The 22,615-nt window shown below is 68.1% G+C and carries 20 protein-coding genes and 2 pseudogenes; 13 read left to right on the top strand and 9 right to left on the bottom strand.

What is annotated here, in order from left to right:
* The first annotated feature begins 4 nt into the window (after positions 1–4).
* Positions 5–1,096: an SMP-30/gluconolactonase/LRE family protein gene (locus MTDSW087_RS00645; RefSeq protein ID WP_144758700.1), complete on the top strand. Its 1,092-nt coding sequence runs from the start codon at positions 5–7 to the stop codon at positions 1,094–1,096.
* 535 nt (positions 1,097–1,631) lie between these two features.
* Here MTDSW087_RS00645 and MTDSW087_RS00640 read toward each other — a convergent pair.
* A complete protein-coding gene (locus MTDSW087_RS00640) occupies positions 1,632–2,039 on the bottom strand; it encodes a hypothetical protein (RefSeq protein WP_144758697.1) in 408 nt (135 codons plus the stop codon).
* Between the two features lie 206 nt (positions 2,040–2,245).
* Between MTDSW087_RS00640 and MTDSW087_RS00635 the strand changes: the two are divergent.
* Together MTDSW087_RS00635 and MTDSW087_RS00630 are read left to right on the top strand one after the other, a co-directional pair.
* Positions 2,246–2,626, top strand: a pseudogene (locus MTDSW087_RS00635) (response regulator); the annotation flags it as partial.
* Positions 2,627–2,681: 55 nt separating this feature from the next.
* Complete coding sequence (locus MTDSW087_RS00630; protein WP_144758694.1) at positions 2,682–3,125, top strand: low affinity iron permease family protein; 444 nt, start codon at positions 2,682–2,684, stop codon at positions 3,123–3,125.
* 1,075 nt (positions 3,126–4,200) lie between these two features.
* On the opposite strand, the gene MTDSW087_RS00625 is transcribed toward MTDSW087_RS00630, so the two are convergent.
* Both MTDSW087_RS00625 and MTDSW087_RS00620 read right to left on the bottom strand, forming a co-directional pair.
* On the bottom strand, positions 4,201–5,076 hold the full coding sequence (locus MTDSW087_RS00625; protein WP_144758691.1) for an alpha/beta hydrolase family protein: 876 nt from the start codon (positions 5,074–5,076) through the stop codon (positions 4,201–4,203).
* Positions 5,077–5,113: 37 nt separating this feature from the next.
* Positions 5,114–5,923, bottom strand: coding sequence for a class I SAM-dependent methyltransferase (locus MTDSW087_RS00620; RefSeq protein ID WP_144758688.1), 810 nt, complete (start codon positions 5,921–5,923; stop codon positions 5,114–5,116).
* A gap of 389 nt (positions 5,924–6,312) precedes the next feature.
* Between MTDSW087_RS00620 and MTDSW087_RS00615 the strand changes: the two are divergent.
* Both MTDSW087_RS00615 and MTDSW087_RS00610 read left to right on the top strand, forming a co-directional pair.
* Positions 6,313–7,287: pseudogene (locus tag MTDSW087_RS00615) on the top strand (homocysteine S-methyltransferase family protein).
* Positions 7,288–7,336: 49 nt separating this feature from the next.
* Positions 7,337–7,957, top strand: a complete 621-nt coding sequence (locus MTDSW087_RS00610; RefSeq protein ID WP_144758685.1) for a class I SAM-dependent methyltransferase — start codon at positions 7,337–7,339, stop codon at positions 7,955–7,957.
* A gap of 348 nt (positions 7,958–8,305) precedes the next feature.
* On the opposite strand, the gene MTDSW087_RS00605 is transcribed toward MTDSW087_RS00610, so the two are convergent.
* Positions 8,306–8,830 carry an ATP-binding cassette domain-containing protein gene (locus MTDSW087_RS00605; protein ID WP_238179339.1) on the bottom strand — a complete coding sequence of 175 codons (525 nt, stop codon included), beginning with the start codon at positions 8,828–8,830 and terminating at the stop codon, positions 8,306–8,308.
* Between the two features lie 313 nt (positions 8,831–9,143).
* On the opposite strand from MTDSW087_RS00605, the gene MTDSW087_RS00595 reads away from it, so the two are divergent.
* Complete coding sequence (locus MTDSW087_RS00595; protein WP_144758682.1) at positions 9,144–10,187, top strand: SLAC1 anion channel family protein; 1,044 nt, start codon at positions 9,144–9,146, stop codon at positions 10,185–10,187.
* A gap of 476 nt (positions 10,188–10,663) precedes the next feature.
* A complete protein-coding gene (locus MTDSW087_RS00590) occupies positions 10,664–10,924 on the top strand; it encodes a VOC family protein (protein ID WP_210248262.1) in 261 nt (86 codons plus the stop codon).
* 82 nt (positions 10,925–11,006) lie between these two features.
* Here MTDSW087_RS00590 and MTDSW087_RS29890 read toward each other — a convergent pair whose 3' ends face one another.
* Positions 11,007–11,144: a hypothetical protein gene (locus tag MTDSW087_RS29890; protein ID WP_186383686.1), complete on the bottom strand. Its 138-nt coding sequence runs from the start codon at positions 11,142–11,144 to the stop codon at positions 11,007–11,009.
* 73 nt (positions 11,145–11,217) lie between these two features.
* The gene (locus MTDSW087_RS00585; RefSeq protein ID WP_144758679.1) at positions 11,218–11,691 is read right to left on the bottom strand and encodes a DUF3597 domain-containing protein; all 474 of its coding nucleotides are present in this window, start codon (positions 11,689–11,691) and stop codon (positions 11,218–11,220) included.
* A 235-nt stretch (positions 11,692–11,926) separates the two neighbouring features.
* Between MTDSW087_RS00585 and MTDSW087_RS00580 the strand changes: the two genes are divergently transcribed.
* The 3 genes from MTDSW087_RS00580 to MTDSW087_RS00570 all read left to right on the top strand — a co-directional run bounded on the left by MTDSW087_RS00580 (position 11,927) and on the right by MTDSW087_RS00570 (position 16,042).
* Entirely contained in the window at positions 11,927–12,940 is a 1,014-nt protein-coding gene (locus tag MTDSW087_RS00580; protein WP_306421692.1) for an HWE histidine kinase domain-containing protein, read from the top strand.
* Between the two features lie 80 nt (positions 12,941–13,020).
* Positions 13,021–13,224 (top strand): ribbon-helix-helix domain-containing protein, encoded by a 204-nt coding sequence (locus MTDSW087_RS00575; protein ID WP_144758676.1) that lies wholly within the window; start codon positions 13,021–13,023, stop codon positions 13,222–13,224.
* A gap of 4 nt (positions 13,225–13,228) precedes the next feature.
* Positions 13,229–16,042, top strand: a complete 2,814-nt coding sequence (locus tag MTDSW087_RS00570; protein WP_144758674.1) for a PAS domain-containing protein — start codon at positions 13,229–13,231, stop codon at positions 16,040–16,042.
* Positions 16,043–16,525: 483 nt separating this feature from the next.
* Here MTDSW087_RS00570 and MTDSW087_RS00565 read toward each other — a convergent pair whose 3' ends face one another.
* Positions 16,526–19,183, bottom strand: coding sequence for a PAS domain-containing protein (locus MTDSW087_RS00565; protein ID WP_186383685.1), 2,658 nt, complete (start codon positions 19,181–19,183; stop codon positions 16,526–16,528).
* A gap of 50 nt (positions 19,184–19,233) precedes the next feature.
* Complete coding sequence (locus tag MTDSW087_RS00560) at positions 19,234–20,025, bottom strand: Crp/Fnr family transcriptional regulator (protein ID WP_144759475.1); 792 nt, start codon at positions 20,023–20,025, stop codon at positions 19,234–19,236.
* Between the two features lie 218 nt (positions 20,026–20,243).
* On the opposite strand from MTDSW087_RS00560, the gene MTDSW087_RS00555 reads away from it, so the two are divergent.
* Entirely contained in the window at positions 20,244–20,501 is a 258-nt protein-coding gene (locus MTDSW087_RS00555) for a DUF6894 family protein (protein ID WP_144758667.1), read from the top strand.
* 31 nt (positions 20,502–20,532) lie between these two features.
* Here MTDSW087_RS00555 and MTDSW087_RS00550 read toward each other — a convergent pair whose 3' ends face one another.
* Positions 20,533–20,856, bottom strand: a complete 324-nt coding sequence (locus tag MTDSW087_RS00550; protein WP_144758664.1) for a GGDEF domain-containing protein — start codon at positions 20,854–20,856, stop codon at positions 20,533–20,535.
* Between the two features lie 491 nt (positions 20,857–21,347).
* Here MTDSW087_RS00550 and MTDSW087_RS00545 point away from each other — a divergent pair, with 491 nt between their 5' ends.
* The gene (locus MTDSW087_RS00545; RefSeq protein WP_144758661.1) at positions 21,348–22,253 is read left to right on the top strand and encodes an SDR family oxidoreductase; all 906 of its coding nucleotides are present in this window, start codon (positions 21,348–21,350) and stop codon (positions 22,251–22,253) included.
* A 173-nt stretch (positions 22,254–22,426) separates the two neighbouring features.
* Positions 22,427–22,588, top strand: coding sequence for an SDR family NAD(P)-dependent oxidoreductase (locus tag MTDSW087_RS00540; RefSeq protein WP_238179338.1), 162 nt, complete (start codon positions 22,427–22,429; stop codon positions 22,586–22,588).
* Positions 22,589–22,615 lie beyond the last annotated feature (27 nt).

The raw sequence follows: 22,615 nt of genomic DNA, 5'->3' as shown, positions 1-22,615 counted from the left end.
CGCGATGAACCCGACGCGGCGCCATCTCATCGCCGGGGCCGGGGCGTGCCTCATCGCCCCCGCTCTGCCCGGCCGGGCGGGGGCGCAGGCCTTCCCCTTCCGCCCGAACCAGCGCTACCCCGATCCGGCGGTGCAGATCCTCGATCCGAGCTTCGCCAAGTACCGGATCTACAGCAGCACCCTGGAGCAGGTCGCCACCGGCATGCGCTGGGCGGAAGGGCCGGTCTACTTCCCGGATGGCGGCTACCTGCTCTGCAGCGACGTGCCGAACAACCGGATCATGAAGTACGACGAGCGGGACGGCAGCTTCACCGTCTTCCGCGCGCCCGCGAACTTCGCCAACGGCAACACCCGCGACCGCCAGGGCCGCCTGATCACCTGCGAGCACTCGGTGACCCGGCGCGTGACGCGCACCGAAGGCGACGGCGCGATCACGGTCCTGGCCGACGGCTTCGAGGGCAAGCGTCTGAATTCACCCAATGACGTGGTGGTGCGCTCGGACGGCTCGATCTGGTTCACCGATCCGCTCTTCGGCATCAACGGCGAGTGGGAGGGCGACCGCGCCAAATCCGAGCAGGGCGCCACGCATGTGTTCCGCATCGCGCCCGACGGGACGCTGTCGGCGGTGATCAGCGACATCGTCAACCCGAACGGCCTCGCCTTCTCGCCGGACGAATCGAAGCTCTACGTGGTCGAGTGGAAGGGCACGCCGAACCGCAGCATGTGGAGCTACCCGGTCCGGCCCGACGGCAGCCTCGGCGCGCGCACCAAGCTCATCGACGCCAGCGATCAAGGCGCCCTCGACGGGTTCCGCGTCGACCGCGACGGCAATCTCTGGTGCGGCTGGGGCAGCAACGGCGCGCTGCGCGAGGAGCCGGAGACCGTCGATGGCCGCGCGGTCTATCCCCTCAAGGGCCGGCCGGAGGATCTCGACGGGGTGAAGGTGTTCAACCCCGAGGGCAAGCCCATCGGCTTCATCCGCCTGCCGGAGCGCTGCGCCAACCTCGCCTTCGGCGGCCCGAAACGGAACCGGCTCTACATGGCGAGCTCGCACTCGCTCTACGCGCTCTACGTGGAGGCGCACGGCGCCGTCTGATACCGCGTCCGGTTGATCAGACTGGACGCGGTCTCGGCCAAGCCCGCGCGGCGCTCGAGCGAAGGCGACATCCGCCATCCCGAAGGGATCACCCGGATGTCGTATGAGGTCGGCTCCGAGCCTCCCCTGAGGCGCATTCCGGCCCGCGGGTTCTCCACAGGGTCGCGCGGGCCGCCTCAGAGACAGCCAAGTTTCGCCATGATCCGTTCGCAGGATGTCACAGTCCGCGTGTGCGGACGCACTGTCATAAAGGCGGCGCTAACCAATCCTGCAGGAAGTTCGAATCAGCAAAGACGGCACGCATCAGCCGCAGAGCGACCTGCACGGGGCATCGGAGGCCACCATGACCGTCACCGTCCTCGACCCGATCAGCGGACAATACGTGGTGATCCAGGTCCCGGGGCCGCGCCCCCGGTAATCGCAGGCGCAATCGCCGCCTTTATCGAGTGCAGCGCTCGGAACGCTACGCGATTCCGCTCACCGATGCGGGTCATCCCGCATCCCCGATGTGGCCACATTTGAAGAACGCCCCGCCTCACGCGGCGATCGGATCGGACCGGCACGCCGTGCGGGCGAGATGAGCGTGGCGGCGGACGTCGGCTTCGAGCGCGGCCGTATGCTGCGCCTCCACGCGATCGGGCTCCGCCGCAGCCTTGACCGCCTCCTGAACCTCGAACTGCCCGTGATGGGCGCGGTCGAGCACCTCGGCGATCCGGTTGCCGACGGCGATCGCGATCTCGGTCGAATGCTCGCCCTCGAGCCCGTGCTGGCTGATCCCGGCGATGGTGTTGGTGATCAGCTTGTCGATGCTCAGGAACAGCAGCCGCGACGCATCCGGGTTGAGCTTCATCATCGCCGCCGTCGCGGAGCAGTAGACCTCCTTCAGCATGAAGAAGCTCAGCCGTTCGACGGCCTGTTCGATCTCGGTCACGCGTTCGGACACGTCACGCCCCTTCCAGCACGGCGCAGGCGCTCCTCGACCGCACCGCAACCGCCATTGCCACCCTTAGGTTGCAAACACAGCACCTCTGGCTTGTGCGGGGCTGGCTTGCAGCGCAGGTTTTCAACCAACGCGTGCATTTCGCTGATCGCGCGGCGACATCGCCGGTTCGCGGTCGAGCGACAGCCCTGATGGGGCGCGAGGGCCGCCGGGCCGAGCAAGGCGAGACCGTGCTTATCGTCGACGATGAGCCGACCGTGCGCATGCTGGTGACCGAAGTGCTGGAGGATCTGGGCTACACCGCCATCGAGGCCGCCGACAGCGTGGCCGGCTTGAAGGTGCTGCAATCGGACGTGCGCATCGACCTTCTGGTCACGGATGTCGGGCTGCCAGGGGGCATGAACGGACGCCAGATGGCAGACGCCGGACGCGTGAAGCGGCCAGGCCTGAAGGTGCTGTTCATCACCGGCTACGCGGAGAACGCGGCGGTGGGCAACGGGCACCTGGACCCCGGCATGGCGGTGCTGACGAAACCCTTCGTGATGGAGGCGCTTGCCTCCCGCATCAAGGAGCTGATCGCCGGCGCCTGACGTTGAGGGACCCATGCTCGGTCATCAGCCGGCGCATGTGGATGGAGCCCGTGCCATGACCCTGTCCAGCGCCTTCTCCGGCTTCGCCTCCAAGGTGGCCAAGTGGGCCGGACACCCTCTTGCCTTCGCGTTGGGTGCCGCCACCGTCATAGGCTGGGCCGTCAGCGGCCCGTTCTTCGGCTACTCGGAAACCTGGCAGCTCGTCATCAACACGGGCACGACCATCGTGACCTTCCTGATGGTGTTCCTGATCCAGAACTCCCAAAATCGGGACGGGGCAGCCATCCAAGCCAAGCTCGACGAGTTGATCCGGTCGAGCGCCGCCCAGAACCGTTACATCGGTATCGAGGCCCTCACCGATGAGGAACTCGACGAGCTTCGCCAGCGCTGCGGGATGCGAGCGCGGGCAGAGCGCCTGGAGGACGCGCACGAGGCGGCCGACGAGGCTGAGATCCGTGCGCGCGAGAAGGCTGTACGAGCCGCAGACCGAATCGGGTGAGGCCATCCGCAGAGCTTTCCCCCGAGCACGCGGACAGGCTTGCCGAGGCCGCCGAGCGCCGCCGCAACCGCTACCCCGTGCCCGAGGATGCTCTGCCGCCGCTTGGGCGAGCGCTGATTGAGTCATGTAGGATGCGCGGTGTTCGAGACAGTCACCGGCGAGATCGTTGAGCCAGCGGTCGCTGTCCGGTTCTACCCAAGAATCTCAGCCGGGATCGGGACGCTGGTGTGGATCATGCGGCGCAGGCTGACGCACGACGAGCTGGTCCGGGCCTGGACCGCGCGTAAGCTAGCGGGTCCGGCCGAGACCGCGCGGTTGGTGGCAGCCGACCATCGAGGTGCTTCGGGAGGAACGCCACAAGGCTGCCTCTGTAGAGCGCGCCAGGGCTACGCGTCGGGCCCGCGCGGCGTGACCTCTCCTGCCGGATAGCGTTCGGTTACATTCAGGCGGCCAAGCGCCTCAAGCTGACTTCGGGGACGCGTATCCGAGAAGAGGGCTCCCCGGCTACACGCCGCCTGAGCCCGGATCGAGCGAGACCGTCAGGCTTGCTTCTTCCGGGTCGTGGGTCCCGCCACCCGGCGAGGGGAATGGCCGCAGACTTGAGCCATCTAAAGCCACGCTTTCTCCGCTAGAGCGCTCTCCGCCGAAGTGGACACCGGTTCGGCGCAAGAGAGCGCGTCAAAACAAGAGATTAGAGCCGTTCCCGATTGCAACGCGATCGGGAGCGGCTCTAAGTCCGCTCACGCGAGAACATCGGACCTGCCGCCGCGCGAGGGGCGAAGGTCTGCAAGTGGCGGATGTCGTTGAAAAACTTGAAAAACTCCACGGCAGCGCCTGAAACGTCATACAAGGCCAAGCCTTTATGATTTTCTATCTCTCGCCGTCGGATCAGCTTCGTAAATTTGGCGAGTTCTGAGCGGTCCGATAGCAGAACATTCCCAGGTCGATTCTGTCGGTGGTGCTGCTTCCACCCGATCCAGAGTTTTTTTCAACAAAAATCGGCGGAGAACCGAACAATCAGCATGCGAATTGGTGGGAATGAGCGCGCCCACACGTAGAGCGGCCCGACGACAACCTACTGCAGGTCCAAGGATGCCTCGATGAAGCCATGCACTTGCTGCCAAGCTTGGCTGTGCGGCGTGACCAGATCGAAGTGTCCGGCATCCGGGACGTTGATAAGTCGCGGTGTGATCCCAGACTTCGCTCGAAGGGCGCGGGCATAGTCGTCCGCGACCCAGGGCGGCGTGAGGCGGTCGAGCACACCGCTGACCAAGATGACTGGTACAGTCGATGGAGAGAGGGCTGCGGGCGAGACTTCCGACAGTTTGTCTGCTGGGGCGAGCCGTTCGACAACGCCTGGACCACACAGCAAAGGGACGAACCGCGCGAACGTTGCAAGATTTCCCACGCCACCCAGGCTGATCACCGCCCGCGGGACAATCCGGGAAGCTGCGTGAAGAGGGCTCGCGGCTGGGAGTGAACCGCGCGAGGCTGCCCAGAGGGCGAGGTGGCCGCCCGCCGAATGGCCCACGAGCACCACGCGTGCAAGGTCCAGGCGGTGGACTCCTGCCTCTTCAGCGAGACGGTCCAGAGCGGCGCTCACGTCTTCATATGTTCCGGGATAGCCGCCGCCCGCCTCGTCGGCACGGCGGTAGCCGATGTTCCATACGGCAATACCGCGACGCGTCAGTTCCGGGCCTAGGTGACGCATCTGCTCGCGCCCAGCGGTGGTGGCGCTCCAGCAACCGCCGTGGATCAGGACCGCTACCGGGTGTGGGCCAGGTCCCGCGGGTAAGAACATATCGATGCCTTGAGAGGGTGCCTCACCATAGGCGAACTGCAGGGTCGGTGCAGGTCGCGACAAGTCCCGAAAGGCCGAGAGTTCCACCGGATCGGCCAAAGCCGGACCGAGCGCAAGCACTGACAAAACGACGATTGCACAACGCTTCACGGAAACCTCCCTACGAAGCGGCTTGGCTAGGCTGAAGCTAGTAATGGATGCCGCGTGTGACCCAGTACTCGCGGGGAACGCAGATGCCGAGCGGCGTCGGGAACTGCGCGTGGAAGGCGATGAAGTCGCGACGCAAAGCGGTGCGGCGGTCGTCGTCCAGGCTTTCGGCCAGCGCCTTAGTCGGGCCATAGCCGCCAGAGAACCGCTCCCAAGCCGCCTCGGCACTCGTCTCGCGGTAGTACGAGATGCCCTTCTCGAAGCTCAGCTCGAAGTCCCGGCCCAGCAATTCCTCGATCCGCTCCGTGCGACCCCACTCGAACGGCGAGGGTGGGGCAGGGTCGGGTGGCGGCGGCATGTAAGGCTTCATCACCCTGAACATCTTGAACAGGTTGCCCTCCGAGAGCCAAGTCGTGAGGCAGATCCGGCCGCCCTTCCGGCAGACCCGCGCCAACTCGGTGGCCGCGGCCTCAGGCCGGCTTGCGAACATCACGCCGCAGGTTGAGATGACGGCATCGAACGCGTCGTCCGCAAAGGGTAGGCTCTCGGCGTCACCCAACTGATAGCGGATGTCCAGGCCCTCCGCCCTGGCCTGCTCGGCCGCGAATGCCAGAAGGTCGGCGCTGATATCGGCCCCCGTCACCTGCGCACCGCGCCGGGCGACGATGCGTGAGGTCCAGCCGGTGCCTGTGGCCAGGTCGAGCACCTGCTCACCTGGCTGCGGGTCGAGGCGCTGCACGCAGTGCTCGATGCTGTCAGCTATGCCACGACTGATCTCGTTGTAGCGGGCGCCGCCAGCATTCCAGATCCCAGCGGGTCTGGCGTTGTGGGGCTGGATCTCGTAGCTCACGGTTGCCTCCGACTCGCGTGGAGCCCCCGGTTCAAGATGCAGCCACTCGCGCGCGAAAGTCCATCGCAGTGTGTTCGTCGCCGATCCGGAGAAACACTGGGCAGGACGTAGCAGGAAGTGCAGTGCTCCCACGGCAGGTTCGGCGATGATCGGTTTCTAGATTGCGCTGGAATTGTGTGTCTGTCGTTGAAAGATTTGGCCCGACCGGAGGGCCGTTAGGGCGATCTCCCCGGCGTTTTGATGCCGCCAAATACATCCTATCCGCCTAACCGCTCGATCTACCGCAATCTTGACTTCGCGCCTTCCGCGGCACGAGATTGCGATCTCGCCGAGAATGGCAGCCGCCCGCATAGCCGCTGGGATCGATCTACCCGCTCCGGAGACGTGCGATGCCCCTATTTCGCAGGGCTTTGCCACAGCTCAGCGGTCGTCCCTTCCTGACCGACGGCGGTCTTGAGACCACCCTCGTATTTTTGGAGGGAACCGAACTGCCTTGCTTCGCGGATTTTCCGCTGCTCTGCAGCGAGGAGGGACGGAGCCAGCTGCTGCGCGTCTTCGAACCCTACCTCGCGCTTGCTCGGCGTTACCGGGCCGGCATGATCCTGGACACACCGACATGGCGGGCCAATGCTGATGGGGCGCGCAACTCGGCTTCGACGCGGATGCCCTTGCCAAGGTGAACCCTGAAGCCATCCGGTTGATCGCAGCCCTGCGGCATCGATATTCCGGGACCGAACTGCCACTCGTTCTCAATGGCGTGATCGGACCGCGCGGCGACGGCTACAGGCCCGAAGAGACCATGTCGGTTGACGCCGCCACCGGCTACCATCGTCCCCAGATCGAAATCTTCGCCGCTAACGAGGCCGATATGGTGAGCGCGGTCACAATAACCTCTGTCGCGGAAGCGGTCGGCATCGTCTATGCAGCCCGCGCCTCTGACTTGCCGGTGGTGATCTCCTTCACGCTCGAGACTGATGTCCGCCTGCCCTCGGGGCAGCCCCTCGGTTCCGCGATCCGGGAGACTGATGCGGCCACGCAGGCCTACCCGGCCTACTACATGATCAACTGCGCGCACCCGGCCCATTTCGAGGCCGTTCTGGCGGAACAGGGTTCATGGCTCAGTCGGCTCCGAGGCTTGCGGGCCAATGCCTCGACGAAGAGCCATGCCGAACTTGGTGCCGCCACCGAGCTCGATATCGGCGATCCCCCAGGATCTCGCGCGCCGCTACGCCGGGCGCCGGAAGCGCCTATCCGGACTGACCGTCCTCGGCGGCTGCTGCGGTACCGATCACCGGCACATCGCCGCCATTTGCGAGGCCTGCTTCGAGGAGGCTTCGGCGTCCGTCCAGAACCGGCCCCAATGACGCGGTTGCCAGTTTGATACGATAAGGTGAGGGATCGCGGGAGTGGCCGATGGGCTTCTATGAGCGTCATATCGGGCCCCGCCTCGTGAGTTGCATCTGCGGGGCTGCCAATATCGAGGCCGAGCGCGAGAAGGTCGTTCCGGCCGCACAGGGCGTCGTCCTCGAGGTTGGGATTGGGCCTGGGCTCAATCTACCCCTGTACGATCCCGCCCGCGTGAGCCGGGTGATCGGCGTCGATCCCCATGCGACCTTCCTCAAGCTGGGTCGCGCCCGCCGGGAGGTCGCCCGCGTGCCGGTCGAGATCCGGCAGGAACCGGCAGAGGCGATGCAGTTGCCGTCGAGGTCGATCGACACGGCGGTCGTCACCTTCACGCTCTGCTCCGTGGAGGACGTGGCGCGGTGCCTGAGCGAGATCCGCCGGGTCCTGCGACCGGAGGGGCGCCTGCTGTTCCTGGAGCACGGCCTATCGGGGGACACAGTAGTCGCGCGCTGGCAGAACCGGCTGAACCCGCTGTGGCGCCCGCTCGCGGTCGGCTGCAACCTCAATCGCCCTGTCCTCGGCTCGCTGCGCGCGGCGGGGTTCGCGATCGAAGAGGTGGACGAATACTACCTGCAGCGAACGCCAAGGCCCTTCGCGCATCTGAGCCGTGGCAAAGCGCGGCCGGCATAGCCCGCGGCCGGAGGAATGCTGCTTCTGCCACCTGATCCTTCGGGTCCGCCTGCGGCAACGCACAAGATGCTTCTGAGCAGACCGTCAAGAGCCTGCCGGCGGAGGTCCGTTCTCGGATCCGAAGCAGCGGTTCATGACGGGCCAGCCTAATGTCCGCAGCTGGCGCAAGCGAAGGTCTCGAACACGGATGCGCGGAGAGCGTTCACGACGTAAGCTGGCCAGGAGGCAGCTCGCCGCCCCAGAGCTCCCCGGGACGTTGCTTACGGAGGCCAGGCGCGAGTTTGAGGCGCGGCGCGAGCAGCTCCTCGACACGCTCTGGGTCCAAGCCATGCCTTCGCGCCAGGTGGTCTAGCGCCCGTCCCATGGTCTGGTGCGGCACGAAGGCCGCCGGAGGATCCTGGTAGAGCTTCTGGAAGCCGAAGGGCGCGGCGCCCGCGCACGCCGGACCCGGCCGCGATCCGGCCGCTCGGTGCCGACGAGGATGTTCCCGAACGTAGTCTTGCCGCTGCCGCTCGGCCCCACCACCGCGACGATCTCGCCCGCGCGGACCTCAACGCTCAGATCCGTGAACAGCCGCCGTCGGCCGAACGCCTTCGCCAAGCCCGTAGCCTCGATCACCGAGGGGCCTGGCTCCCGCGGCGTGCGGGGTGGCCACGCGCTTGGGTCGGCGTCGATTAGCGCCTGCGTGTAGCTGTGGGCGGGCGCATTGAGGACCCGCGCCGTCGGCCCCGCCTCGACCGCCTGCCCGTCGAGCATCACGCAAGCCGTGCCGCCGAGGACACGGGCCTGTTCAGCGCCACGGTAATCCATCAACTGCTGCGCCTGTTCATAAATCGGAACATCGCCGTCCAGCTGTCGAGAGCTGGTTTTCATCGAGTGTTGCCCGGGCGCGACGGACCGGAGCCGGAAGCTCGGTGGTATGTACGCGAGGGTTCCCCTTGGGGATAAAAAGGGAACGCGGTGAGGGCGTAAGCTCGATGCCGCGGCTGCGGCGGCAGCACCGGCTGGCCTCGAAGCGGGCGAGACCGTCGCGATCCCCTCGCTCCCCGATCTTGGTGACTGGCAGGCCCTCGAAGCCGCCCGGTTCCGCCTTGGTCCCAACCTCTCCCACAGCATGCCGGCTTCCCGCTATGGTGTCGGCTGAGATCGCGAAGGATTCGATGCCTCGTTGTGTGGGAGTTCGTCGATGCTGCAGGTCGTCGAAGGCGAGTCGAGCGAAGCCGCGCCGACCGCTCATCGTGTCCCGGACCAGCCCCCTCTGCCGGGAGGCTGGCGGCAGATCGAGGCGTTGCCGGTCGGCCTGTTCGCTGCGGTCATGGGCCTGACGGGACTGAGCGTCGCGTGGCGGCTCGCCCATGCGCGGTATGGCGTGCCTCCCTGGGTCGGGGAGGCCCTCGGGCTGATCGCCTCGGCGGCCTTCGTCACTATCTCGGCGGGCTATGTCGTCAAGGCTGTCATCGCCCCTGAGGCCGTGCGGGCGGAGTTCCGCCACCCCATCGCCGGCAACCTATTCGGCACGCCGCTTATCAGCCTGCTCCTGCTGCCGATCCCCCTGGCGCCCTTCAACCTCACGCTGGCGCGCGTGCTGTGGATCGCCGGCGCCCTCGGCATGACGCTGTTCGCGTGGCTGATTGTGACGCGCTGGCTAAGCGACCGGCAGCAGGCGGCACATGCGACGCCGGCCTGGATTGTGCCGGTGGTCGGCCTGCTCGATGTGCCCCTGGCCCTTCCGGGGCTCGGCCTGCCGCCGATGCAGGGGGTGATGATCTTCGGGCTGGCGGTGGGGCTATTCTTCGCCGTGCCTCTGTTCACGCTGATCCTGTCCCGCCTCCTGTTCGAGGCGCCGCTGCCCGCAGCCTTGCAGCCGTCGCTCCTGATCCTCGTGGCTCCCTTCGCGGTCGGCTTCTCAGCCTATGTCGCCACGATAGGCGCAATCGATCTCTTCGCAGAGTCGCTTTTCGCGGTCGCACTGTTCCTGCTCGCCGTGCTGCTGCCGAAGCTCGCCCGGTTCGGTCGCGCCTGCCCTTTCCGCGTCTCTTGGTGGGGCGTGAGCTTCCCACTCGCCGCAGCAGCGGTCGCGGCTCTGCGCGTCGCGACGGCGGAGCCGGCTCCGGCGACCGACGGCCTCGCCCTGGCCCTGCTCGGGCTGGCCACGCTTGTCATCGGCTGGCTGCTCGTCCGAACCCTGATCGGCTTAGCTCGTGGGGAGCTACGGACGCTGACGCAGTGACGGCCAATCGCCGAACTCCCGCTGCTCATCCGATGTCGGCTCTCGCCATTTCTCATCCAAAAGCGACCTCACAGAAATCCACCCGACTGAGACGTTTACAGGGTCGCCGGTCGCAGCAGGTGGCCGGAAGCTGCCGGTCCGCTTCGGAGCGGACGAGGAAGTGTAGCGGACACTCGATGCAGCCCAGGTGGAGGCCTCGATGTGACGCCTTCCGGACCGTCAGCCCTGCCGGGTCAGATGTCCGGTGCGGAAGAAGCGGATCTGTCAGCGGCGGCCACGACATCAGCAGGTTCGGGCACATTGGCGACCATTGCCCCGGCGGCCTTGTCGAAGTGCGCTCGCGACTTCGCCCGTCTTCCGCGGTGTTCGAGCCGAGGCGATGGTACCGTCCCATCACCAAGCCCGGAGCAGTCCCGATGTCCCCATGGAAGCCGCCCAGCTACCCCTCGATGAGCCCCCGTACCTGATCTGCGAGGATGGAGGCCCTGATCGCGTTCATCAGTGAGGAGTTCGGCGGCACTCTCCTGCGCCGGTTCGACCGTCCGGACGGGTCGCTGATGCACGCCGAGATCCGCGTCGACGACGGCGTCATGATGGTGGGCGGCGGCGCCACGGACGCGCCGGCGACGGCGCCCCATGTCCACCTCTACGTGCCGGACGCGGCCGCTGCCTACGCGCGGGCCATCGCGGCGGGCGCGATCCCCGGTGTAGGAACCGAGGCGCCGCGACGGCGATGACCTGCGAGGCGGCGTGAGGGACGCATCGGGAACGACTTGGTGGCTGGCAAGCCGGTAGCGGTCCCCGCCCCGCACGAGGCGCCTATTTGCTCTTGCCGCCCTTCTTGCCGAGCTCTGCCTGGGCGGAGGACGACGTGCGCGGATTGGACTTGCCCTCGTGGCTCGCCTTCGCGTTGGCCTTCTTGGCCGTCACGCTGCCGTGGCCCTTCTTCTCGGTCATGATCGTCTCCTGAGATGGTGACCGGCAAGTCCCCGGCCGCCACCCGGTTCCGCGGGCGGGCTATCCGAGGCGTTCAAGCGTGTTTGAGGTCGTCCGGGACCTTTCCGCCGGTATCGGCGAGCTTCTGCACGAACTGCTTGTGCAGCCAGACGTTCATGGTGGCCGAATCCTCCTTGTCGCCTGTGTCGTGCAGTTCGTCGGCGAGCTGCTTGCGAGCCTGCAGGCTGCTGTCGAGGTCGAGTAGCTTCAAGAGATCGACGATGGAGCGCTTGTAGTCGAGGGCCTGGCCCTTCTTCGAGGCGAGATCGGCGAGCACCTGACCGACGTCGACGCTCGCCTGGCCGGCGCCGGACGGGCCGGCTGCAACCGTGGACGGGGCGCCGCTCATGGAAGGCGCGGCCCCGCTGCTGGCCGACCCGGTCGGCCCGTCCTGGCCTTGCGCGGCGGCCGAGACGCTCGGCGTTTCCGAGGCATGCGGGGCCGAGGCCTGGGCGCTCGCGCTGCCGCCGCCGAAGATCTTCGACATGATCGACCCAAAGATGCTCATGGGTTCCTCCGTGTTCCTGGACCCCGTCCGGGGCGAGCGCTCGACAACGGGAGGCGCGCACCGCGTTCCGGTCGAGGTCGCCGGCGGCTCGCCGGCTCCCGGTCCTCGACCACGGGGTTGTGGCGACGGGGCGCGGGCTTGGCTGCCGATGCCGCGCATCCTGGCCGGCAACCGGCAGCCCTGTCACAGGTTAATCCGCAGCCTCGCGGGTTCGAGGCCTGGCGGGGGAACGACCTTGGAGCGGCGGGACGACGCGATGGTGCCGGGGCCGGACCTGGAGGTGTTCAAGGCCGCGGTCGAGGCGGCCGGCGAAGCCATCGTGATCACCTCGGCCGAGCTCGACGAGCCGGGCCCCGTCATCGAGTACGTCAACCCGGCCTTCACCCGCATGACCGGCTACGAGGTCCGCGAGGTCCTGGGGCGCTCGCCGCGCCTGCTCCAGGGCCCAGGCACGGACCGAACGGTGCTCGACGGGCTGCGAGCCTCCCTCGAAGCCGGGGAGTTCGCCCAAGGAGAGGCGCTGAACTACCGCAAGGACGGCACGACCTACACGGTCGAGTGGCTGATCACGCCGGTGCGGGATTCCGGCGGGCGCATCGCGCGCTGGGTCTCGGCGCAGCGCGACATCAGCGAGCGGCGGGCGTCCGAGGACCGCCAGAACCTGCTGGTGCGCGAGCTCCACCACAGGGTTAAGAATACGCTGGCCACCGTTCAGGCCGTGCTCAACGCCAGCTTGCGCTCGTCGCTCGGGCTCGCGGAGTTCCGGCAGGCGTTCACGGGGCGCATCGCCTCGCTCGCCAAGACCCACGCGCTCATCACCGAGGACCGCGTCCAGGTCGTCCCCTTCGAGCAACTCGTCTCGGCGGAGGTCAAGGCCTACGAGGAACCGGACCGGCGGCGGATCGCGCTGCAAGGCCCCCGGGTCATGCTCGCGTCGGATTTGGCAGTGCCGGTCGGCATGGCTCTGCACGAGCTCGCCACGAACGCGGTCCGACACGGGGCGCTGGCGGATCCGGACGGCCGCCTGGAGGTGGCCTGGTCGGTCGAGGACGGGCCGGACGGGCGGGTGCTGCACTGGACCTGGAACGAGCATGACGGCCCGCCGGTCGCGTTGCCGACGCGCGAGGGCTTCGGCTCCCAGCTCCTCAACCGGGTGCTGACCCTGCAGGTCGGCGCCAAGGTCGACATCGCCTTCGCCCCCGACGGCCTCAGGGTCAGCGTCGCCGTGCCGCTGCCAAGCTCGGCATAGCGAGATTTCCAGATGGCGGGATCCACAGGTCGGTGGTCCGAAAGGAAACACCCTCGCGATGGATGTGCTAGGAGGCGGCCATGCCGGCCAAACACTCCCGCCACATCGCCCTGACGGAAGCGCTCGCCTCCTGGGTCGACGCTCAGGTCGCCAAGGGCGAGTACGCCTCGACCAGCGACCTCATCCGGACGGCCATCCGGGTTTTGCGGTCGAGGGACGAGGAGAAGGTCGCCATCCGGTCCGCCTCAACCGCGCGGCCGCCGCACGGCGCGGGAGGGGCTTAAGTCGATGGGTCCGGCGACGTCGGCTTTCCTCGGTGGTGGCCTCATGGGCGCGCGCATGCGGGCCTTCGACTGGTCGGCCACCTCCCTCGGGCCGCAGGAGCACTGGCCCCCGGCGCTCCTGACCCTGGTGCGGGTCATGCTCAACTCACGCCAGCCGATGTTCATAGCCTGGGGGCCGGACCGCAGCCTGGTCTACAACGACACCTACGCGCCCATGCTCGGTGAGCGCCATCCCGCCGCCCTGGGGCGCCCCTTCTTCGAGACCTGGCCCGAGGTCCGGGACGAGGTCGGGCCGCTGATGGACCGCGTGTACACGGGCGAGCCCGTCCACATGGACGACCTGGAACTCATTGTCCGTCGCAACGGCTACCCGGAGGAGGCCCACTTCGCCTTCTCCTACACCCCCGTGCCGGGGGACGACGGCGCGGTCTGCGGCCTGTTCTGCGCCTGCACCGAGACAACCTCGCAGGTCATCGCCGAGCGGCGGGCGGCGTCGGAGCGCCGGCGACAGGAGGCGCTGCTCCAGCAGATGCCCGGGTTCGTCGCCGTGCTGCGCGGCCCGCGCCATGTCTTCGATTACGTCAACGACGCCTACGTCACGGTGGCGGGCGACCGCGACTACATCGGCCGCGACATCCGCGCGGTGTTTCCGGAACTCGCCGAGCAGGGGTTCTACGAGCTTCTCGACGGGGTCTACGCAACCGGCGAGCCGTTCGCGGCGCGTGCCCTCCCCATCCGGCTGGGGGACGACGACCGCGAGCGCCACCTCGACTTCCTCTACCAGCCCATCCGGAACGAGGCGGGCGCCGTCACCGGCATCTTCGTCGGCGGCTACGAGGTCACCGAGCAGGTCCGCTCGCAGGCCGCGCTGGCCGAGAGCGAGAGCCGCTACCGCACCCTGTTCGAGAGCATCGACGTGGGGTTCTGCATCATCGAGGTGACCTTCGATGGCGCGGACCGGGCCGTCGACTTCCGCATCCTTGAGGCTAATCCTGCCTACGAGCGCCAGACCGGCGCCGACGTGGTCGGACGGCGGGTCAGCGAGTTCGCGCCCGACCTCGAGCAACACTGGTTCGACACGTACGGGCGTGTCGCGCTGACGGGGGAGCCCGCCCACATCGAGAACCGGGCCGACGTGTTCGGGCGCTGGTTCGACGTGCGCGCCCTGCGCGTCGGCGACCTGGCCGCGCGCCGGGTTGCCGTGCTCTTCACCGACATCTCCGAGCGCAGGCGCATGGAGGAGGCGCTCCAGGTCCTGAACGGGTCCCTGGAGCAGCAGGTCTTCGAACGCACGGCCGAGCGCGACCGGCTCTGGACCTTGTCCGAGGACATGCTGGCCCGGGCCAACTACCAGGGCATGATGACGGCGGTCAGCCCGGCCTGGGGGCGGGTCCTGGGCTGGTCCGAGGCCGAGCTCCTGTCACGGCCCTACGCGACCTTCATGCACCCCGAGGACATGGAGCCGACGCTCGCCGGCATCGCCCGGATGGGCGAGACGCGGCGGCCGACGCGCTTCGAGAACCGCATCGCTACCAAGGACGGAGGTTGGAAGCCCATCGAGTGGACGGTCGCGCCCGAGGCGGACGGCGCCAACTTCATCGCGGTGGGGCGCGACCTCACGGTGGTGAAGGCGCGGGAGGCCGAGCTCGCCTCCGCCCAGGAGGCCCTGCGCCAGGCCCAGAAGATGGAGGCGGTGGGCCAGCTCACCGGCGGCGTGGCCCATGATTTCAACAACCTGCTCACCGTCATCAAGTCCTCCACAGACCTGCTGAAGCGGCCGGGCCTCGCCGAGGACCGGCGCCAGCGCTACGTCGAAGCGATCTCCGACACCGTCGACCGCGCCGCCAAGCTCACCGGCCAGCTCCTCGCCTTCGCGCGGCGGCAGGCCCTGAAGCCGGAGGTCTTCGATGTCGGCCAGAGCGTCGTCGCCATCAGCGACATGGTTGGCACCTTGAGCGGATCGCGCGTCAGGTTAGTCACGCACATCCCGGACGAGCCCTGCTTCGTCGACGCCGACCCAAGCCAGTTCGACACGGCCCTGGTGAACATGGCCGTCAACGCCCGGGACGCCATGGACGGCGGGGGCACCCTTACCATCACCGTCCATCCCGTCCCGGCCATCCCGCCGCTCCGCGCTCACCCCGCCGTCCACGGAGCGTTCGTGGCGGTGTGCATCGAGGACACGGGATCCGGCATCCCTCCCGAGCGGATCGAGCAGATCTTCGAGCCGTTCTTCACCACCAAGGGCGTCGGGCAGGGAACGGGCCTCGGGCTGAGCCAAGTCTTCGGCTTCGCCAAGCAGTCGGGCGGCGAGGTCCGCGTCGAGAGCACGGTCGGCCAGGGCACGACGTTCGTGCTCTACCTGCCGAGGACGGAGGCTCCCGCCGAACCGATCCAGGCGGAGCCAGAGCCCCTCGTCGATGGGCATGGCATGTGCGTCCTGGTGGTCGAGGACAACGCGGATGTCGGGACGTTCGCGACCCAGACCCTGGCCGAGCTCGGCTACGTCACCGTGTGGGCGACCGATGCCGAGGGGGCGTTGGCCGAGCTGGCCCGGGACGCCGACCGCTTCGACGTGGTGTTCTCGGACGTCATGATGCCGGGGATGAATGGGATCGACCTCGCCAACCGCATCCGGCGGGACCATCGCGACCTACCGGTGCTGCTGGCTTCGGGCTACAGTCACGTGCTGGCGCAGAACGGGAGCCACGGCTTCGAGCTGCTGCACAAGCCGTACTCGGTCGAGCAGCTCTCGCGGCTCCTGCGCAAGGTCGCGAGTTGGCGTCGACGCAAGCGCCGCGTGGACGGGGTGAGGTGACCGAAAGCAGCGCGCACGCCCCTGCCTTCACGCATGGGGTGAACGATGCCGAAGCCGACGTCGGTTCCGCTTGCGAGCCCTACGCCTGCGTCGCCGCGTCGCGCGAGGAGGCTTCGGCGCACCTTCGGGTCCTCGATGCGAACGAACGCCTGCACCAGGGCGGCCGTCTCGGCCGGGCTGGCCTTACTCCCGGTTGACGGCACGGCCGCGCCATTGCTTTCCTTCAGCGTGGCCGTGGCGACGCCCAGGGCGTCGGCGATCTGGTCGAGCGTCCGTTGAGCCTTGGCCGGAAGCCGGTTGGCCTACTTCCCCTCATCCCTGCTCTGGGACGAAGCGGCGCTCGTCGTCTTCTTCGCGTCATCGGGGGCGGAACAGTTCACGAGCGCTCCCCGCAGCTAACCTTATCGTTCGGGTCGGTACTGCCGTCTCCGCGGTAGGAGCCGATGCGCAGGGACCGCCACACTCGCGCCTGGAATGCCGCGCCTAGGCCGCGGCCTCGCCGCGCCGTTCCTGCATCGAGGCGAGCGGCGCCTCAAGGCGGCAGACGAGGCCGGTCGGCGCGTAGTTCAGTTTGACGTCCCCTCCTATCTCGGCGGCGAAGCTGCGCTCGATCAGGCGCGAGCCGAAGCCGCGTCGAGCCGGCTGGCTCAGGATAGGCGGTCCGGCCTGCTCGGACCAAGTCAGGCGGAAACGGGGCGCGTCGCCCTCGTGCACCACGTGCCAGCGCAGATCGACCACGCCGCCCTCGTTCGACAGGGCCCCGTACTTGGCGGCGTTGGTGGCGAGCTCGTGCAAGGCCAGCGCCAGCGAGAGCGCGGCCTTGGCCGAGAGGAGTACGTTGGGTCCGCCGAACCGGATGCGCGAGGCGTCGGACTGACGGTGAACGGAGAGGGCGCCCTCCACGACCTCGCCGATGGCCGCCTCCGTCCAGCTCGCCTGGGTCAGGATGTCGTGGGCGCGTCCGAGCGAGATCAGGCGCGCCGCGAACGCCTCGCGCATCTCGTTGAGGTCGCTCGCCCCGCGCAGGGTCTGGCTTGCGATGGCCTGTACCAGGGTCAGCGTGTTCTTGACCCGGTGCTGAAGCTCGCCCGTGAGCAGGCGCTGGTGCTCCTCGGCCCGCTTTCGCTCGCTGATGTCGAGCATGGCGCCGATTATGCGGACGGCTTGGCCGGCCGCGTCCCGGATGATGTAGCCGCGGTCGAGGATGTCGGCGTAGGAGCCGTCCGCCCGCAGGAAGCGGTACTCGTCGGCCCACACCGTGCCCATGCCGTCGATGACCGCGTGGATGGAGGCGTCGATACGGGCGCGGTCGTCCGGGTGGATGTGCGCGATCCACCAGTTGCTGGTCGGCTCGACCGCCTCCGGGGCATAGCCGTGGGCCGTTCCGAGCGCCTCGTTCCAGAGGACGTGGTTGGTGGCGAAGGTCCAGTCCCAGATCGCGTCGTTGGTGGCGCGCGAGACCAGCCGGTAGCGCTCCTCGGTCTCGCGAAGCGCCTGCTCGGCGCGCCGGCTTCCGGAGACGTCGCGCGCGAAGCCGATGAGGCGCACCGGCCGCCCGTCCTGGAACAGGGTCTGGCCCTTGGCGGACACCCAACGCTCGGCCCCGTCCTCCGGGGCCACCGTGCGGTACGTGACGTCGTAGACGCCGTCACCGGCCGGATCGACCGCGGCCCGCACCGCCTCGTCGGCCCTGGCCCGGTCGTCCGGGTGCACGCGGGCGAGGTGCACGGCCAGGTCGACGGGGGCGTCCGGAGGCAGGCCGTACAGGGAGAGGATGCGGGCGTCCCACTTCAGCTCGTCCGAGACGAGGTCGTAATCGAACACGCCGGTCCCGGTCGCCTCGACGGCGAGCCGCAGCTGCTCGCGGGCTTGAAGCAGGTCGTCCTCCGCCTGGCGCCGGTCGTGGATGTCGATGGCGATGCCGATCCAGCTCTCGACCTGGCCGGCCTCGCCGCGCACGGGTTTGCCGCGCGCCAGGAACCAGCGGTACGCACCATCCGAGGTTCGGCGGAACGGGATCTCGACCTCGTAAGGCCCTTTCGTCGCGACCGCATGCTTCCAGATGCCGAGCACACGCTCGCGGTGGTCCGGATGGATCACCCCGGCCCAGCCGTCGCCGCCGGTGTCGCCCGGGGTGAGCCCGGTGTACGCGTACCAGGTCGGGTTGCAGTAGGTGATGTTGCCGGCGGCATCCCCGAACCAGACCACCTGCGGGCTGACCTCGACGAGGGAGCGGAAGCGCAGCTCGCTGGCCTCCCGCTCCGCCGCCTCCGCGCGCTGCCGGGTCCGGTCGCGCAGGATCTTGACGAAGCCCTGAACGGAGCCGTCGGCGGCCCTCAGCGGCATCATCTCGCCAATGGCCCAGAACCGCTCGCCGCCCTTGCGCAGGTGCAAGCGCTCGTCGGGCGCGAAGCCGTCCTTCAGCGCCAGCTCCATCTCGATCTCGGGACACCCAGCCTCGCGGTCCTCGGGCGTGAAGAATACGTGGGCGGGGTCGCCCAGCATCTCCTCCTCGCGCCAGCCGAGGACGCGTTCGGCCCCCGCGCTCCACCGGGTGACCCGACCGCTTCGGTCCATGGCGATGATGGCGTAGTCCGTGGCGCTGTCCAGGATGCGTCCCTGCAGCTCCTTCTGGATCTGCTGGGCGCGGGCGCTTCGGCGGGCCTCCAGCAGCGCCATGCTCTGTCGGGCGAGGCGCCGCAGGCCGGCCTGCTGCCGCTCCGAGAGCGCGCGCGGCTTCGTGTCGAGCACGCAGACCGTGCCGACCGGATGGCCGTCCTCGGTCTTGAGCAGCGCGCCCGCGTAGAAGCGCAGGCCCGGCTCGCCGGTCACGAGCGGATTGCAGGCAAAGCGGGGGTCGCGGGCCGCGTCGGGCACGTACAGGAAATCGCTATGCAGGATGGCCTGGCGGCAGAACGAGGTCTCCAGCGGGGTCTCGCGCACCCCAAGCCCGACCTCGGCCTTGAAGAACTGCCGGCCGTCGCCGATGAAGTTCACCACCGCGATGGGTGTGCCGCAGATCTCGACGGCGAGCTCCGCGATGTCGTCGAACTCCCGCTCGCGCGGCGTGTCGAGGATGTCGTAGCCGGCGAGCGCCCGCAGTCGTGCACCCTCGCCGGTCGAATGGCTCGATTGCCCCATTGCAGGGTCACGTCCGGGGACTGCATTCCGTTCCATCGGGGCCCGTCCCCTTAGACGGCCTGGGGCAGGGGCTTGTCGCAGGCCGGCGCGGGTCGCAGCGACACCAGCGTGCCGGAGGCGTTGTAGACGGCCCCCAGCACGGTCTCGAAGTGACGCTTGACCGCACCGTGGCACTCGCAGGCAGTCGCCTCAACGGCGGGACGGCTCTGGATGATGATGCGCCCGCGCCGCACCTGGATCAGGCCCTGTTGCTGCAGGGTCCGGAGCGTGCGCGTCAGGTAGGAGCGCTGCACGCCCAGGAGCTCGGCCAGCACCTCGTGCGTGACGGGCAGCACGTCGCTGCCGAGCCGGTCCTGCAAGCCGAGCAGCCAGCGGGCGCAGCGGGCCTCGATGGTGTGGCTGGCGTTGCAGGCCACCGACTGCAGCACCTGTGCGAGCAGGCAATCGGAATAGCGGGTGATCAGGTTGCGCAGGCCCGGCGAGGTCTGCTTGATCTGCTGCAGCACTGCGGCCTCGATGCGCAGCACCGAGCCGGGGATCTGCACGACGGCCCGGCTGAAGGCCGGCAGCGAGCCTTGGCTCACAACGCCGCCGACCGCGCCCTCGTGCCCAACGGTCGCCGTCTCGACGGCACGCCCGTCCTGCAGCCCGATGAGGAGGGCCGCCACGCACGGGCCAAGCGGGAAGGTGATGTGGCCGACGTTCTCGCCGGCGTCGAACAGCACGTCCCCGCGCCGGTACTCCCTCAGCTCCAGGTGTGGCTTGATGAGCGCCTGGTCGGGGAGCCGCAGGGCGCCAAGCAGGAGGTTGCCGCTGAGGAGTGCATCGACGTCGGGGAGCATGGCGGAGCGGCGAAGGGCGGTGTCGGGTGGCTCGGGCGCAACCATTACCGCAACGCTCGTTTCGCTGTCAGTTCATAAGTGCACAAAAGGCCGGAAGACCGGCGATTCACATCGGCTTGGCGAAGAGCTGCGGAAACGCCCGTCAACGCATGCAACCATCCGGCGCCGAAGGGTTTCTAGGTTCGCACGAACCGCTCCCCTCAAGCTACCACGTCGCGATGCCCCGCTACTTCCTCGACTTTCAGGACGGTGAGATGTGGCTGAAGGACGAGGAGGGCCAAGAATACGAGAGCCTGCAGGCCGCGCGCGACGCGGCGATTGCGGCCCTGCCCGACATCGGCCGGGAAGCGCCGCCCCACGACGGCAAGCGCGACTTCCTGGCCATCGTCCGTGACGAGCGCGGCGCGGAACTCTGCACCGTGCGGCTGAACTTGGCCGCCGAGTGCTTTCCTGAGCGTCAGGCTTCCGACCGCTGAGGGCTGCCGGCGGCCGCGGCGCCCCAGGATATCAGGCCGCCTTCTCACGCCTCGTGTCGGTGGCCGTCGCCCGGCGGGTCTGGTTTCGACCTCCGGCCTTGGCCTCGTAGAGCGCCGTGTCCGCCTTGCGGTAGAGGTCGCCCGTGCCGCCGTTGCGGGCGCTGGCTTCGGCGGCCAGGCCGATGCTCACCGTCACGGAACCGGGACCGAGGCCGGCCGACGAGACGGCAAGTCCCGCCACCGCCTCGTGGATGCCTTGAGCGATGCACTGCGCCCCCTCCGCGTCGGTGTCGGGCAGGAGGACCGCGAATTCTGACCTGACCATTTGGTTGAAAAACTCGGTATCGGCCCGCATCAGCACCGCTAGCCCCGGCTTTTGAAGAATATCCGACTTCTAAATCATTCAGGATACGCAGATGTCGCGGCGTTGCAACGCCGACAAGGGACAAAAATTCTCCGGTTACCTGTGCTGGGCAACGCTTGGCGGACTGACTCGGAGTTTTTCATCATAACGACCCAAAGCAGGCCCTGGTGACGTCCGCTTCCGAGTCGTCTGTTTGATGGCACGAGCGGCTGATGATGGCCGTATGCGGAATGCCCGCTTCGAGGCTTGAGGGTTGGGAGAGTGGACGTCCGGCGCAAAGCCGAGGGGGCAAATGATCTGTCGCAAGCCTTGAATGCGGACGAGGACGCAGGTCCGACCCCAGGGTCGGGTGTGGCGATGACTCCCCCGACGGCCACCGGAACCGTCTCGCGGGGCAGTGATTGGCCCGATACCCGGGCAGCGCCTTCCCTGAACCGCGCCGCGTGCGCTGCTCCGGCCAAGCCGGCGCCATGGAAAACCAGATGACGGACGCCCCGGACCTGCGCCTGAAGATGCAGGATCCCCGCATGCAGTACCCACAGCCGCCGTTCAAGCGGCAGCCGCAAGAGGCGCCGGGCCTTGCGCAGGCGATGAAGCCCAGGCCCGACCACGGCGAAACCAGCTATCGCGGCCACGGCCGGCTGGAGGGGCGCAAGGCCCTCGTCACCGGCGCCGATTCCGGGATCGGGCGCGCGGCCGCCATCGCCTTCGCCAGGGAGGGTGCCGACGTGGCCCTCAGCTTCGTCGAGGAGGAGATGCCCGACGCACAGGAGGTCGCCAAGCTGATCGAGGCCGAGGGCCGGAAGGCGATGCTGCTGCCGGGCGACATCACCGACAAGGCGTTCTGCGAGGCATTGGTCCGGAAGGCGGTGAGCGAGCTGGGTGGCCTCGACATCCTCGTCAACAACGCCGGCAAGCAGACCAACCAGAAGGATATCGCTGACATCACGGACGAGCAGTTCGACCGGACGCTGAAGACCAACCTCTACGCCATGTTCTGGATCACCAAGGCCGCCCTGCCGCACATGCCGGCGGGCGCTTCTATCATCAACACCGCCTCGGTGGTGGCCTACAACCCGCCGCAGATCCTGGTGGACTACGCCACGACGAAAGCCGGCATCGTCGCCTTCTCGAAGGCGCTGGCCAAGCAGCAGGTGGCCAAGGGCATCCGCGTGAACGCGGTGGCGCCCGGTCCGTTCTGGACGGCGCTGCAGCCCTCGGGCGGCCAGCCGCAGGAGAACGTCGAGAAGTTCGGCTCCGAAGTGCCGCTGGGCCGACCCGGCCAGCCGGTGGAGCTGGCGCCGGTCTACGTGTTCCTGGCAAGCCAGGAGGCGAGCTACGTCACCGGCGAGGTCTACGGCGCCACTGGCGGTAATGGCACCGCCTGATCACTCATCCCGGCGCCCGCATCGCTGTGGCTTCGTCCGCCGGGATGTACGGACGTATTTGATCGAGGCGTAGTCACCAGCTGCGCCGAACTGCTTGAGCATGGTCAGGTCGTCCATCAACACCGATTGTTCGACCCAGTTAGACCTGGAACCGTCTTCCCAAGGAGGCAGCCATGGATCTCGGCATCAAGGGGCGTGTCGCTGTCGTCACGGGCGCCAAGTCGGGCAGGGGTCGCTCGACCGCCGAACACCTGCTCCGCGAGGGCGTCCATGTTGTCCTGACGGATAAGGAAGGCCAAGAGTTGCAAGCTGAGCATATCGCGGCGCGGCTGTGAGCCCGCCGAGCCGTTTCGCCAGCCTGA

Origin of the sequence: Methylobacterium dankookense, assembly GCF_902141855.1 — a bacterium.
Lineage (GTDB): Bacteria > Pseudomonadota > Alphaproteobacteria > Rhizobiales > Beijerinckiaceae > Methylobacterium > Methylobacterium dankookense.
Note: the sequence above shows the minus strand (reverse complement) of the source record. Positions and strands in the feature narration are given on the sequence as shown.